Here is a 14,962-nt window from a genome sequence, read left to right on the forward strand (position 1 = left end):
TCTAGGGATAAATTTATCCTTGAAACAACGAGAGCCAATTTCCAATTAAAACAAAAGGTGCCCAATAATAGGGATGTTTATAATTGGGATTCTTTAAAAATTTCTTCTGAACCTGTTGTATCGCTTCCGCTTTACTCATCGGTTCCGTGGAATTAGTTAACTGTTGATAAAGCAACTGAATAAAAGCAGTCGTTGATTTATCATTCACTTCCCACAACGTCGCAATCGTACTCCGCGCCCCAGCCCGAACCGCTATTCCCGCCAGCCCCAATGTCGCCCGATTATCCCCATTAGCGGTTTGACAAGCACTCAACACTAACAGTTCAATTGGATCAGGCAAACTTTCCTCGCGACTTTTGAGATAATGACTTAATTCATTCACCTGAATTCGTTTATCCCACGCCAAAATAAAAGTTTCATTGGGATTAGAACTAAATTGTCCGTGGGTGGCGAAGTGAACAATAGAAAAGGGGCGGGCGTTGATTTGATTTTGCAGGGCTTGACTGGTAAATTCATCATTGAGTAGCGTTACATCTGAAGGAATTTGTGATAGTTCGGCTTCAACATTGGCGAGGGATTGAAAGCTTTGATGAGGAGCAAAATCAGAGCGCACCTGAGATAGTCCAAATGCCAGCGTCTGTAAGGGATACTGGGAGAGGGGTACAGGGGCGAGTAACTGGGGTTCTCGATTCAGCGCGATCGCATATTTTTGAACTAGATACTGGTTCCCATCCCAAAGCACCGCCATGGGAACGGTTTGTAAGGCACCATCGAGGACAAAAACGAGAGTATTTATCCCATTGGCTTTAAACTGGGATTCAAAGGGAGCAACTAACCAATTATAGATCGGTTGAGAGGTATTTTGAATCGCTTGACGATAGCGAGAAGTCCGTTGGGGATTAGTAAGTTGAGTGCGGAGTTGATCAACTGTTTCTTCCACCTGACGGGGGGAAAGTTTGACACGATGGTGTTGTAAGGGTGGGTTGGTTTCAGATTTAAGATGACTGGGATTAGGTGTAGAGACGTTGCATGCAACGTCTCTACAGTGTTGACAGTTGTCGTCGTTAATATCGTTACATGACGATGGCTGAGGTAGTTTGAGAATCACCTCTAATCGATCATCTAAAAGAATGGTATAAATAACCGCCGTATTCGGAGCGTGTTCATCGACAATTTGGTCAATTAAAGCCGGATCTGATGACGCACAGGCTTCTTGTAAATAGTTTTCTAATTCCGCTAATTGCAGTTGGGCTAAAACCTCTCTGGCTTGGATTAACTTTTTGGGTGATGGCGTTTCTTCTCGCAAAAGTAAATCAATCAATTCCCGATAAATCGGCTCAACTTCATCGCGAAAGGAAAAGCGAACATCAGGATTAAGGGTTGCTAAATCTTGGCGAATCGTATTGAGTGTATTGACCGCCGCTTGATAGGCTGCAATCGCGCCAAATTCTCCATCAATATTTCCCTGAGCTTTCCGCAAGCGTCCCAGTTGCCATTGCCATTGATAAGCAATATCCCACGCCTGAATCGATTGGCTAATTTGAATCGCTTGATTGGTTAACGCTTGGGCATTGTCCAGGTTCCGAGTCGATTCATAGAGTTTACCACTAATCCCTGTTGCATAAGCTTCACTGCGCCGATCCTCTAAAGCGTGAGATTGTTGGATAATCTGTTGATTTTTAGCAAAGGTTGTGGTAAATAAACTATCTAATTGTGTCCAAACGCTATGGCGATAAATGTTGGGAACTTGTGCCTTATCTTGACTAACCGTTTGCTGAATTTGGTTTAAAGTGACCAAAAGTTGAGAAAACCGAATTTGACAATCAATGGTGGTGTGATTGAGGGGAAAGTTGGTGATTTTAGCTTGAATTTGGCTTAAATTTGGCAGTTGCGACACCAGTTTTTCCTGCCACCAAGTCTGAGCCTTTGACCAATAATGCTGCTTAAGTAACCAATGTTGGGTATTGAGTAAAATACTGAAGTCATTAAGCTGAGATTGGATAGGAAGTAGAGGATAATTTGATAAAGTGATTGCCTGTTGATAATAATCAGTAGCTTGAGTAACAGCATCCAGAACAGGTTTAATATTCTGTAGAGAGGGGCGAGTTCTTTCGTAGAGACTGCGCTGGTGATAATAAGTATCCTTTGCCCAGTTCCCCAACTGGAAATAAGCCTCAGCAATAGCTTGGGGATTTTCCAATTTTTGCGCCAGAGTCAAACTTTTGTCTAACAACTGTTTAGATTGCTCTAAATTAGTTAAATTCTCTAACTTAAAATACTGTTTTAATGGCGACCAATTGGGATCTGAATAATTAGAGTTACCCACAACTCGCACCAGTTCTCCCAAATTAGACCAAGCCGTGAACTTAAGCAAAGAGTCGGGTTGACTTTGCAGGTGTAATGTTGCCTGAGTTAAAGTTTTAAATGCCTCCCGTAACTGTCCTAGATTTTGCAACGCTTGAGCTTGGTTAATCAAGCTACCAATGCTTCCAATTTCATCTTCCAAGCGGGTGTAAAGGCGATGTACCTTTTCCCAGGTTTTTAGAGCATCAGCAGGGTTTCCCAGAGAGAGTTGTAGATGTCCTTGATTATTCAGAACTTGAGCCAGAATCAGGCTTTTTTCCGGCGAATTGGGAAGAGATTGGAGTTGGTTGAAACTTTTCGCGATCGCGTCTTTCGCCTCTTGCCATTTTCCCAATTCTTGGAAACCCAAAGCCAGATAACTTAAAACTCGCGCTTGTTGAAGTTGATTCCCTTGATCAGCCAATTGAGATACGGCTTTTTTCCAGAGACTTACCGCCTCTGTAAATTGTCCATTTTTATAATACCCTTGACCTTGTTCAATTAAAGTATTGCTATCAACAATAGGACTTTGGCTAAGAATTCGTGGAAGTTCGCTACTAAGTGCCGATTGACCAATGAGATAAGGTTGACCCAAGCCAATCAACAAAGTCAAACAGAAACCAATCAACCCATATTTAAAGAATAAATTCATAATAGTCATTCAACTTTGTTCATAATTGCGCTTGTAGTTGCGCTTGTAGTTGCGCTTTAGCGCCAGTTCATCGTCACGCTTTCCCCCCAATAGCGGCAGAAAAAATATAACGTACCGCCAACAAATGTGGAATTGCGATCGCGTCTAGGAAATCGATCAAGAAATGGAACGCCTAAAAGTCTTGAGGACATAGATAAAGCAATTCACCAAGGTATAGAGTAATTATGGCATGATCGCGGTTGATCCGAATGTTATTGATGCTTTGCTTTTATTGAACGGAAGGGGCAGAATTCAAAGCCTCTCTCCTCGCAGGAGAGAGGTTTGGAGAGAGGTTTTCCAGATCCCGACTAAAAGTAAGTTACGGGACAATCGCGTCATTTGGTGCAGGACAAATCGGGGTTTGCCAGGAACTATACAGCGTCGGATTCGGTACTTCCGCCACCAATTCTACCTCTCCATTTTCCTTAATAATCCATCCTTGCGCCTCAATAATTTGAGTTGATTTCGTCTCCGGCTGCGGATTATTTCCCCCTGAATTCACCCGATTTTCCGTCGAACCTATCGGATCACGGAAATCAACCCAACCCTGATTATAATTGGAATTATTAATTGGATTGGGCGGTAAACCCCCGCGCCCGGAAATAATAAATTCACTGCGTCCACGCCGTTGACCGACTTGACATCGCGCTTCAATTGGGTCTACAGGTTGTAACTGAGGTAACGGTTCAAGTTGAGGTTGAGTTTCCGTATTAATGTCTACCGTTCCATCAATTCCCAATTCAGAACTCGCCGTGAAATCACTCTCTGGAGTGCGGCGATCTTCAAATTGGCGAAACCCTTCAATCAGTAAAGCCGTCGCCAAAATATTTCCACCTTGACCCGAAAATGCATTAGCCACAACATCACTATTTTCCGATAGAATTGCCAAAACAATTCCCCCAGCATTAATCGTAATATTGCCCCCATTCGCCGTACCAAACGCTTCCGCCGCAATTTCACTATTGAAGCGCATAATAATAGAATCGGTCACATCTAAACGAATATTCCCCCCTTCACTAGCAGTTGTTGTTGCCCGCAGGCGTCCTTGATTAGTTAAAAAGATAGAATCCGCCGTAATTTCCAAATCCCCAGACGTGCCAGCACCACTCCCACTCACGGTTAATTGTCCGCCATTTTCCACAGTTAAGCGACCCGTATTCAGGGTGATTCCTCTCGCATTCGCCAAACTTTGAGACTTAAAAAATAAGCCACTTCCTGAACCGTTAACGTCTACCGATTCCGAAGCGTTAACCTCTATAATTCCACCCTCTCCGGAGTCAAAGGTTGTTCCAGATACTTTTCCACCACCTTGGAGAACTAATCGTTCTGTGTCAATCTTCAATTCTCCCGCATTACCGGAACCCGACGAATCAAAGACTAAAAGGCTAGGGGTTTGACCATTCGGTGATGTACCAATAACTTCTACGGATTCAGACGCATTTACAGTTAATTTTCCGGCTTCCCCAGTATTCGCCGTTGTCGCGGAAACCAATCCGCCATCTTTAACAATTAATCGACTCGTATCAATCGTTAATTCTCCTGCATTTCCTCCGGTTTCAGAAGCCGACGAATCAAATAATAAGCTACTAGGAGTGGTTCCATCAGAGGCTGTCCCAATAACCTCAACAGAATCAGTCGCCGTCACATTCAGTTTCCCGGCTTCCCCGGTGCTAGAGGTATCTGCAGAAACTCTCGCCCCATCTCGAACTACTAATCGATTCGTATTAATATCTAATGTGCCAGCATCACCTGGACCCAAAGTGCTAGCTGAAACTAATCCGTCATCCCGCACAATTAATTGGTTTGTATTAATCAAAAAATTGCCAGCATCACCCGCATCATCAGCATTCAAGGTAGTTATAGCACGAACCTCTGCATTAATGACTTCCATAGACTCAGACGCATTTATTTCCAAATCTCCAGCATTCCCGGTACTATCCGTACTGCTTGCGACTGATGCGCCATCCCGAACAATGAATCGCCCTGTATTAACCGTCAGATTTCCAGCATTTCCAGAACTTTCCTCAGCAGCAAAAGTATATAAACCACCTGGGATTCCATTAGGTCTAGTGCCACTTAATTCTACTAAATCAGAGGCAGTTACTGTTATATTTCCACCCGCACCTGTACTCCTTCTCTCAGCAGCCGCAGCAATCTGCGCCCCATCCCGGATAATCAATCGCCCGGTTTCAACAAAAACATCTCCGCCATCCCCATCAAGTACACTCGTACTGAATAAACCACTGGTTAAAAGTTGCTCATTATCTACGTTTGGAGTACCAGTTAATTCGATAAAATCAGAAGCATTCACTCTCAACGTACCTGGTTGCGCTGAACCACACCGAGTCATTGCTCCTGTGCCACAAGTAATCGTTGATAGTATCCCACCATCTCGCAAAATCAACTGTCTCGTGTTTACGGTCAAATTTCCAGCATTACCATCCCCCAAAGTCCTAGCGAACAGCCTGGTATTCTTATACTGAGGATTGTTAGGATCACTCCCTGGAAGTTGACCCACACCAATTACTTCCACAAATTCTCTCGCATTAATTGTAAGATTACCTCCCTGACCAGATGCCTCTCCCATACTTCTCGTAAGCGTAAATATTTCCGCTCCATCATTAAGGGAAAGTATTCTCGAATTAATCTCAATATCACCGCCCTTACCTTGACCTTGAGTAACGCTACGAATTGAACTATTTACACTAGGGAGAACGATTTCTTCTTGAGCCGTCACGGTAATATCGCCACCGACACCAAATCCTAAACCATCATCAGGTCGAACCGAAGAATCAACAGTATCCGTAAAAGTAATATTTTGACCAGAAACAATCCTAATTTCACCCCCATTTCCAGAAAAGCTGCTGGTATCAATTTGACCGACTTCTATATTGCCTCTAGCATCAATAAAAATAGAACCACTGTTCCCCACAAACCTACGTTCAAAATCATCCGTAAAAATCAATGGCGCAGTAATAACTCCCCCGGGCAAGGAAAGATTGGGGCGATACTGATTCGTTAAAAGCACCAATCCATCCGCCGCCTGAATATCGATCAAACCAGCAATTCTGATATCCGCACTCGTTCCTGTACCTACAGCGTCAATCGTCGGCACTGGATCGAAGTCGCCAAAGGGATTAAAATTATCAAGTGGTGCAGCATTAGGCGTGCCAAAATCAGTCGTACCCGCACGGATATCTAAAGTTGGTCTTGTCGAGCCATTAATCGTGATTTCTGTCCCATCTGATAATCGGATAATATCCCCATTAATCGCATCAGCATTTGCCTCGACACCTTCTATAGCAACATCCCCGGAAATCGTGACACTTCCCCCAGCCAAAATATGCAAAGAAGGACCTGTGTAGCTATTAAAACTCACATCTCCCCTAGCCCGAATCACTGGGTCATAAGGACTTGACAAATTCCCTAAACCACTATCTAACTGTTCAATCCGAAAATTTCCACCACTCCAGAAGTGAGCATCTGCACTAACCGTATTACTAGAACGCAACACCATATCCCCACCGGAAAATAACCCACTATCGGGATGATTCAAGGCAAAAATATCAACCGCTTGAGTCCCCTGTACCAACAGTTGACCCATCGCTGAAGCAATAAACGGACTCGCCACACTATCGCGCACCTTCAACGTATCCGTCGCCAATAGGGTCAAATTCCCCCCAGATTGTACCTGATTGTTGAGGTTGAGATTTCGACCCGCCAGGATCAAATCCCCACCAACCGTTAAACGACCAGAACTTGCGATCGCGCCTTGATAATTCGACCCATATTGCAATCCCGGCGTCAGGTTAATCGTCAGTAATGGCGGCGCTTGGGGGTTCGTTGCACTAAATGTCCCATTCTCAAACACCCACTCATCTGCGGTAGACGCCACAAACGCCCCCTGAACATCCAACTGAGCATTTTTACCAAAAACAATCCCATTCGGATTAATCAGAAACAAATTTGCCCCACCATTAACCCCCAGAGTTCCCAAAATATCCGAAACATCCGTACCCGTCACCCGGCTGAGAATATTATCAATTCCCGTCGGATTAGCGAAATAAACCCGTTGTCCCGCGCCCACATTAAACTCCGAGAAACTGTGGAACAGATTCGCACCTCGAATCGCCCCCCCATCAATCTGATCCGCCGGAAGTCCCTGAATCATCACATCCAGCGTCACCACAGAACCTTCTACCCCTAGAGTAGAATCAGGAATAACTTGGGCAACGGTAGGAGTTGTCCAATGGGATAGAACCCACGCGATCGCCACTCCTGCTGTGACACAAATTCCCCGACGCGGTTGACTTTGCCTGCATCTCACCATCACACCCTGTCTCCGATTCCGTATTTCTACTGATATTCAAATTAAGCCAGATGGAGAAATGCGATCGCTACCGTAGAATTACGGAAATTTGGCGCTTATGGCACGCTTCAACCCGTCAATGTCTGATAACCACTTACCGCTAACACTTGACTCACAGAACCTGATTCGTAAATTTTTTGTAACACAAACGACAGCCTTTAATCATCGAAACGTAAACTTCTATGTCATTTACTTGTGCTTTCCCGCAAAGGTGATTACATTAGAAATTGAAGCCGAAAGGCTTACTAATGACAGAAGTTGAACTGACAAAATCAAATTAGGAGGTATAAAACCGACTGATAAATTTCATTTCTATTTCCTCATTGACAAGTAACAGCAACACTCAACAAATTGCTGAGATTTCCTAAAATTGCAAACTAGGGAGATTAAGCACTCAAAACTAAATTTTTAGTGCCACTCCAGATAGAATTAACTTAAACAGGAAATCATTCAAGCGATCTAATTTTGAGAGTTGCTGTTGCTTTATAGTTTGTCATTCGTCATTCGTCATTCGTCATTCGTCATTCGTCATTCGTCATTCGTCGTACTCGCTTCTCTTCACGCTAGCGCAGTTTTTAACGCAGACTTAATAAATTATAGAACCCTTCTTTTTTGGACTTTTGTCCGCTTTTTTTCTCTACAATAATTGATAGTCTAGTGTTCCGTAAGTCCCTTAATTAACGGAAAATTGATCATGATTTATTTGGATTCAGCATTAGTTAGTGAAGCGAAAACGGTAGAGAAATGGGGATGGGTCAAGGGGATCACCACCAATCCAACACTGCTTGCCAAAAGTGATTTACCACCAGAAACAACCCTAGAACAACTGGCAGCAATTAGTCCAGGGGAACTGTATTATCAACTCATGGCAACCGATTTTCAGGGAATGGTGGCAGAAGGGCGAAAAGCCTTTGAGATGATTGGGGAGAAAACAGTGTTGAAAGTTCCGGCTACAGCCGTAGGATTTCAGGTTGTCGCTCATCTATCCCCAGAGATTCCCTGTTCAGTTACCGCCATTTATAGCGCCGCCCAAGCTGCTGTTGCGACAGAAGCCGGAGCTAAATATGCGATCGCGTATGTAAACCGCGCCACTCGTTTACTAGGGGATGGTTTGGTGTTAGTCAAAGAAATGGCAGCTATCCTCAAAGATAGTCCCACGGAAATTCTAGCCGCAAGTCTCAAATCACCAGAAGAAGCGGCGAGAGCTTTAATCGCTGGGGCGGATCATCTGACGCTACCGTTAGAAATGTTGAATGCGATGACTACCCACAATTTATCCAAGCAAACCATTGATGAATTTGCCCAAAAAGGACGGGGATTGTCGTAGCAGGGGTGCAGGGGAAGATGGGGAAGCTGAGACGTTCCGATGAAACATCTTGTGTAGGGGCGGGTTTTACCACTAACGTTTCGTGTTCACCCTGATATAACTAAACCCGCCCCGACCTAACCATTCAATTATCACAAATAACAAATTACGTGGGAGATGTAATTACCGACGAGAAAAAACTCCTGGTTGCCAATACAGAACTTGTCGGTGGCGGGTTTATTGGCTTGGAGATGGCAGAGAACTTAGTCAAGCGGGGAATTGCCGTGACGCTACTGGAAATGCTACCGCAAGTCATGCCTCCCCTTGATCCGGAAAGCGGAATTGTGTTATGCGCCTCAATTTGTAGCCCGTCCCGTAGTATCCTCTTAGAATCCCCCGTGTTTCAACCGGGGGAGAAGTCAACGTTCGGTATTCTTTCTGAAGGATGTTCGCTTGTCAACTTCAGGTATTTCAGGTGTTTCTAGCTTAACGTCAACCTGCGTCACTTCTGTTTCTGCGACGTTTTTTCCCACAGCAGTGACAGGTTTTGCCGCGACTACTGCAGTTGGGTCAGGTTCCACAATAATGCGTTCTTGTTCTGCCACTACCTCACCATCTGGATTATTCTGATTCGATGGCTTTGCTTTCTCTGCCTTGTCTTGAACGTTATCGGCTGCACCCATCGCCGCATTTTTGGCTTGGTCAGCTTTACTCTGGAGAGAGGGTTTAGCATTCTCAGCCGCATCTTGAATCTTGTCGGCTGTCTTCACCGCAGCACTTTTGGTTTTGTCAGCTTGACTTTCAATAGCTGGCTTAGCCTTCTCAGCCGCATCTTGTACCTTGTCGGCTGCTTTTTCCGTAGCACTTTTCGCTTGGTTGGCAGCATTTTCAATCGCTGGCTTGGCTTGTTCAGCCGCACCTTGCACTTTGTTGGCTGCCTTTTCCGCAGCACCTTTAAGTTTATCCGGCGCGTCGTCAGGGGTAGCCTTAGCCGTCAAACCACCCGCTACAGCGCCTGTGACAGCACCCACAACGGCGCCTCGTTTGCCAGCCACTTGACTACCAACTACAGCACCAACGGCTGCGCCAGCTACCCCAGCGCCAACTACACCCTTGCCTTGATTATCTTGATTGTCTTTATTGGACGAAGATTCATCGAGTTGATTGACAGTGGGTTCAATCGGTTGATTATTGTTATCCAAAAATTGCTTATTACTATTCATGTAGAGTTGTCCTCCTTTACTGATATTGAATGTTTTTCTAAGGTTTAAGGCTTTCTTGTATCTTTCACTAACTTACCAATTCGCCGTTATCGCTGACGCCAAGCTAAAGGAGGATATGACACTATTTTGAGTCAGTCGATAGGTATATTTCATACCACATCCGCTTTGAAAACCCTTTTTTGCCATGGCGATTGAAATCGCGGCTACACAAACAAAGTCCGCCTGCGCGGACTGGATTATAACCGGGTAGCTAACCCGGATTGGGTATCAGGAGGGAACAGAGGATAGAAGGGACTCGTGAGTCTTGACAATTTTCAACTCAGCCCGACACAGTTTATGTCCAGATATAGCGGTACTAAGACAGGTTAGGACATTCTTTACTGTTCCCTGTTCCCTGTTCCCTGTTCCCTCTGGGATTAACTGATGTCCTTTCCGTACCTCGTAGTGCTATACTTATGAACCCCGAGTTAGCGGTCAAAACAGGGAGAGCCTCAGCGTTTCCAGAGTTTGAGGGGTTGCAGGATTTTGGCAATCCAACGGAGGGTTCCGGGTTCGGTTAAAATTCCCTGGGTGGGACTGAATAAAAATGCCAGAATAAAGAAACTAAAGACAACCATGACGATCGCGGGTCCCGATGGCAAGTCCAGGTGATAGCTTAAATACATCCCCGTGACACCCGCCATTACACCGATTATTGCCCCTAATCCCATCATCTGATGCAATTCTTTGACCAAAAGATAGGCAGTAATGGCAGGACCGACGAGGAGTGAGATAACCAGCAGCACACCCACGGTTTGCATACTGGCGACAATCGTCAAGGTAATGGCGCAGACGAAGCCGAAATACATGGTGGTGACGGGTAAACCGCTAGCTTGAGCGCCGAGGGGATCAAAGGTGTAAAAAAGGAGTTCTTTGTAAAACAGTTTGGTTAACAGTAAAACGATGACGGTAATGATTAGCGTATGCCAAACATCGCTGGTTCTGACGCCTAAAATGTCACCAAATAGAATAGAACTGAGGTCAAATTGGTTTGTTTCTAAGAGGGTAATTAGGATAACTCCCAAGCCCAAAAAACTGGTTAAGGTTAACGCCATCGCTGCATCTACTTTAACTCGCGATCGCTGATGAATACCAGCTACCACTAAAGCACTCAATGTCCCGGCTACAAACGCTCCCAGAGACAGAAATTGTTCCCCCACAAAAAAGGCGATTGATAGTCCCGGTAAAACAGCATGGGCGATCACATGAGCGATCATGATCATCTGTTGCACAATCAAATAACTCCCCACAACTGCCCCTAAAATTCCCAGCAGCACCGCAATCGCTATGGCGTCACGCATATATCCCCACTGTAGCGGTTCAATTAACCAATCCCACATCCTATCCACCTCACTTATTCTTAATTTATTATTTACTATTAATATCTTCTTAAAATCTGTATTATGCTACCCTTAGTCTTGCCGGATGTCAATTTTTGATTATTGCTATAATTTTAAAATTAAGGATTAAATCGGGGTGGGTTTAGTTAAGTTAAGGGTTTTTCACTAAACATTATCGGTGAAACCCACCCCTACACACTCAAAACTTACTTCCCTTTTCTCCTCTAATTTCTGCCCTAAAACCTTCTGCCTCGATATTAGGCAACAACCAGGCTCATGAGTTTCCCATAAGCTTTTTTGAGATTTTCAGTTGTCAATACTTCTGACTTTGACCCCACAGCAATTAACTCTTTATTTAAAAGTAATACTTGATCATATTGCTCTAGGGTTTCCCCCAAATCATGACTAATAACCAATGCCATTTTATTTTGAAACTTTAAGTTTTGAAAAATTTCAAAAATAATCTCTTCTGTCTTTTGATCAATCCCCGCAAACGGCTCATCAAAAAAAAACAACTCCGCCTGTTGCGCCAGCGCCCTTGCCAAAAATACTCGTTGTTGTTGTCCACCAGAAAGTTCACCAATTTGACGATGGCGATACTCAAACAAGCCCACCCGTTCTAATGCATCCTGAACAATCTCCTGGGATTGACGAGACGGATATTTAAACCAACCCGTGTGGATAGTGCGCCCCATCATCACGACATTCCAGACTGTAACCGGATAATTCCAGTCAATTTGGGTGCGCTGGGGTACATAGGCGACTCGTTTGCGCTGACGTTTCAGAGGCTTGGCGTGAAATGTTGCTACTCCTCTGGTGAGGGGAATGAGTCCCAGAATTGCCTTAATAATCGTACTTTTGCCAGCGCCGTTGGGTCCCAACAACACTGTTAATTGTCCGGGTTGGATGGAAAACGAAACACCGGAGATTGCCCAGGTATTTCGGTAGTTGACCGCCAAATCATGAACTTCGAGCATTACAACCTGTCTGTGAGAATGACTACCATTAACAAATTCTGCTTTCAGCTTATCGGATAATGATTCCCCCGATATCACATCAAGCGCCTTGGGTAGGGATAGGGAAGCTGGGGGAGCATGTAGAGACGTAGCATGCTACGTCTGGGAGCTGGGGGAGCTATGTTCCAGACGTGATGCCAAAAGCGTAAAGCGTATCCAAGCAATATTCAGTATTGGGGACGAAACCGTCGCCATTTGGGTCAACTTCAATATTAGAATGATTATCATTATAATTGTTGTCTCGGTTTCAGGAGCTTGACTATGCTAAAGTATCTATCGATCCAAACCCTGAACGGCTGGAAGAGTAAGGTGTTGGTATTCGCGATCGCACTGACAGGGTGTGTTCAAACCAACCAGACAACGGTTTCACCAACAGAGGATGGGACATCAGGTGAGAAACCCAGTGTAGTGGTGTCTCATCGCGTCCTTTGCGATTTAACGGAAGAAATTGCCCAAGACACCATTCAACTCAACTGTTTATTAGATCCGAACCAAGATCCTCACACCTACCGATCAACGCCATCGGATCGCAAAGCCGTTGAAACCGCACAACTGATCCTTTATGGTGGCTATGATGGAGAACCGGGCGTTGAGGGATTAATTGAAGCCAGCAATACATCATCCCCTATAGTTGCTGTATTTGAGGAAGCTGTCCCCAATCCCCTGGAGGGAGAAGCACATCACCATGATCATCATGGAGATCACCATGATCACGGGGAAAAGGAACAGGTTGAACACTCAGATCATGAACAAAACCATGCAGCCGATCAGGGGGAAAACGTTCCTGATCCCCATGTTTGGCATGATGTGCAAAACAGCACAGCGATGGTCGATGTGATTCGGAACCAACTGAAAAAGATTAATCCAGATCAGGCTGACTTTTATACGGAAAATGCCCAACAGTTAACCACCCAACTCGACCAGTTAGATACCTGGGTCAACGCCCAAGTGGCAACAATTCCCCCAGGAAAACGTAAAATTGTCACCACTCATGACGCCTTGGCGTATTACGTCAACGCTTATGGATTTGAGGCGGCGGAATCGTTGCAAGGACTCAGTACCGAAGAAACCCCCTCAGCCGCACGGGTAAAGGAATTGGTGGAAACCATTGAACAAGCCAAGGTTCCCACGATTTTTGTGGAAACCACAACCAATTCCACCGCCATTGAAACTGTTGCTAGGGAAGCGAATGTCAAGGTTTCTGAACAAAAACTGTTTGTTGGTAGTCTAGGTGTCCAAAATAGTGACACAGGAACCTATATAGGAATGATCACCCATAATACCTGCGCGATCGCGAAAGGTTTGGGCGGAACCTGTACTCCCTTCAAAGTAATGACAGGTGATAATTAGCCTGAAGAGGAAAGGTACAGCGTCGGTTTGGTTAAGGCGGGTACAATGCGATCGCTCGCCATTTTACCACCGTACAGGTTCCGTGCCACAGGTCCTATCTGTAGGGCGGCTAAACCTCCCATCACAAATAACTCACAACCTGACCAACGCAAATGCTCGTCTAAAACGGGTAGACCCTTGACAAGCGGTACAGGATATGTATCAATAACATCCTTGAGTAACGGGTCAACAGTGGCATCAAAGCCAGTTCCAGTGGCATACCAGATACGTTGACATTCATAGACTTGATCATCATCACAGTCAACCTGCCACTGGTTATCCTGCCACCGAGCCTCAACCACCTGACATTCTGGATAAAACCTCAGCTTACCTTGCCGCTCCAGGCGGCGTAACTGAAACATCATCTTTGGCGTCATCGATCCGCCATTTCGCGCCCCCTGAATCATCTCCCACCGCCTCCGCCAATCGGGTTGAGTCCAAAAGTCCTTGAGATACTTCGGTCCCAACCAACCCGGTTCAGCATCAAACCATTTTTCCTGAAGCCGACGCCGTGACATTAACATCACCTTCGCTCCCCGTGCTGCTGCACCCACGGCAAGGTGTCCACTCGTCAACCCACCCCCAATTATTAAAACCTGCTCACCGGCTATCTGCACGTTCCGTAAATCAACAGTTTGAGCATGGCATAGTCTGTCCTTTGGATAAGCCGATGCAATTTTATCTACCCAATCCGGTACAATCTTCTGCCCCGCACCCGTTGCCAAAACCACCCGACGAGCGATGACGGATTGCCCATTGGACAACTCTAGGCGAAATCGAGGGCGTTTGAGAACTGTGGTTGGTTTAACGCTACTCACATCAGCCCTAACCAGCTTATCCGACAATCCCCACTGATGGATAACATTCTGACAAAATGCCTCAAATAGCTGCGTTCCCGGAAGATCATAGGGTGGAAAAAATTCCGACTCCCGGTTTTCGGCAAAAGAGCGCAATGCATAGGGATTGGGATGGGGATGGTGTACCGCAGGGGATCTCAGATGGGGGATTTCTAGAGCAGCAAATTGATGGAACCACCGATTCATCCATCTACCACTGGCGTCAAACACCCAAAACCTATCCCCCATTTTCTTACGTTTTTGTAGCAGATGAGTGACTAGGGTTAGAGCCTGAGAACCTGCGCCAATAATGGCAATGTCAATGTTCGCGGGTAAGGATGCCGAATGGTTTGTCATAAAAACTCTGACCCTGGATTTACAATAACGATAATCGTTCTTATGATAATGAT

The 14,962-nt window shown here is 45.2% G+C and carries 8 protein-coding genes and 1 pseudogene; 3 read left to right on the plus strand and 6 right to left on the minus strand.

Annotated elements, in window-relative coordinates; all coding sequences use genetic code 11:
• Positions 1-13: 13 nt before the first annotated feature.
• A complete protein-coding gene (locus tag RIB93_RS08065; RefSeq protein WP_446372021.1) occupies positions 14-3,004 on the minus strand; it encodes a CHAT domain-containing protein in 2,991 nt (996 codons plus the stop codon).
• Between the two features lie 349 nt (positions 3,005-3,353).
• The gene (locus RIB93_RS08070; RefSeq protein WP_446372023.1) at positions 3,354-7,364 is read right to left on the minus strand and encodes a two-partner secretion domain-containing protein; all 4,011 of its coding nucleotides are present in this window, start codon (positions 7,362-7,364) and stop codon (positions 3,354-3,356) included.
• Positions 7,365-8,097: 733 nt separating this feature from the next.
• Here RIB93_RS08070 and RIB93_RS08075 point away from each other — a divergent pair.
• The gene (locus RIB93_RS08075) at positions 8,098-8,730 is read left to right on the plus strand and encodes a transaldolase family protein (protein WP_446372025.1); all 633 of its coding nucleotides are present in this window, start codon (positions 8,098-8,100) and stop codon (positions 8,728-8,730) included.
• Between the two features lie 203 nt (positions 8,731-8,933).
• Positions 8,934-9,048: pseudogene (locus RIB93_RS08080) on the plus strand (NAD-binding protein); the annotation flags it as partial.
• Positions 9,049-9,128: 80 nt separating this feature from the next.
• Here the strand turns inward: RIB93_RS08080 and RIB93_RS08085 are convergent.
• The 3 genes from RIB93_RS08085 to RIB93_RS08095 all read right to left on the minus strand — a co-directional run bounded on the left by RIB93_RS08085 (position 9,129) and on the right by RIB93_RS08095 (position 12,288).
• The gene (locus RIB93_RS08085) at positions 9,129-9,932 is read right to left on the minus strand and encodes a hypothetical protein (protein ID WP_446372027.1); all 804 of its coding nucleotides are present in this window, start codon (positions 9,930-9,932) and stop codon (positions 9,129-9,131) included.
• Between the two features lie 491 nt (positions 9,933-10,423).
• A complete protein-coding gene (locus RIB93_RS08090; RefSeq protein WP_446372029.1) occupies positions 10,424-11,311 on the minus strand; it encodes a metal ABC transporter permease in 888 nt (295 codons plus the stop codon).
• A gap of 257 nt (positions 11,312-11,568) precedes the next feature.
• Positions 11,569-12,288 carry a metal ABC transporter ATP-binding protein gene (locus RIB93_RS08095; RefSeq protein WP_446372031.1) on the minus strand — a complete coding sequence of 240 codons (720 nt, stop codon included), beginning with the start codon at positions 12,286-12,288 and terminating at the stop codon, positions 11,569-11,571.
• Positions 12,289-12,588: 300 nt separating this feature from the next.
• Between RIB93_RS08095 and RIB93_RS08100 the strand changes: the two genes are divergently transcribed.
• On the plus strand, positions 12,589-13,677 hold the full coding sequence (locus RIB93_RS08100; RefSeq protein ID WP_446372033.1) for a metal ABC transporter solute-binding protein, Zn/Mn family: 1,089 nt from the start codon (positions 12,589-12,591) through the stop codon (positions 13,675-13,677).
• Here RIB93_RS08100 and RIB93_RS08105 read toward each other — a convergent pair.
• On the minus strand, positions 13,674-14,909 hold the full coding sequence (locus RIB93_RS08105; protein WP_446372035.1) for an FAD-dependent oxidoreductase: 1,236 nt from the start codon (positions 14,907-14,909) through the stop codon (positions 13,674-13,676). The genes RIB93_RS08100 and RIB93_RS08105 overlap by 4 nt on opposite strands.
• Between the last annotated feature and the right edge of the window lie 53 nt (positions 14,910-14,962).

The sequence above is a fragment of the Coleofasciculus sp. D1-CHI-01 genome, assembly GCF_040218875.1.
Lineage (GTDB): Bacteria > Cyanobacteriota > Cyanobacteriia > Cyanobacteriales > Coleofasciculaceae > Coleofasciculus.

Bases quoted from the DNA above. Each gene is read 5' to 3' on its own strand.
- RIB93_RS08065 (WP_446372021.1), bottom strand. From the start codon at position 3,004: ATGACTATTATGAATTTATTCTTTAAATATGGGTTGATTGGTTTCTGT.
- RIB93_RS08070 (WP_446372023.1), bottom strand. From the start codon at position 7,364: ATGGTGAGATGCAGGCAAAGTCAACCGCGTCGGGGAATTTGTGTCACA.
- RIB93_RS08075 (WP_446372025.1), top strand. From the start codon at position 8,098: ATGATTTATTTGGATTCAGCATTAGTTAGTGAAGCGAAAACGGTAGAG.
- RIB93_RS08085 (WP_446372027.1), bottom strand. From the start codon at position 9,932: ATGAATAGTAATAAGCAATTTTTGGATAACAATAATCAACCGATTGAA.
- RIB93_RS08090 (WP_446372029.1), bottom strand. From the start codon at position 11,311: ATGTGGGATTGGTTAATTGAACCGCTACAGTGGGGATATATGCGTGAC.
- RIB93_RS08095 (WP_446372031.1), bottom strand. From the start codon at position 12,288: ATGCTCGAAGTTCATGATTTGGCGGTCAACTACCGAAATACCTGGGCA.
- RIB93_RS08100 (WP_446372033.1), top strand. From the start codon at position 12,589: ATGCTAAAGTATCTATCGATCCAAACCCTGAACGGCTGGAAGAGTAAG.
- RIB93_RS08105 (WP_446372035.1), bottom strand. From the start codon at position 14,909: ATGACAAACCATTCGGCATCCTTACCCGCGAACATTGACATTGCCATT.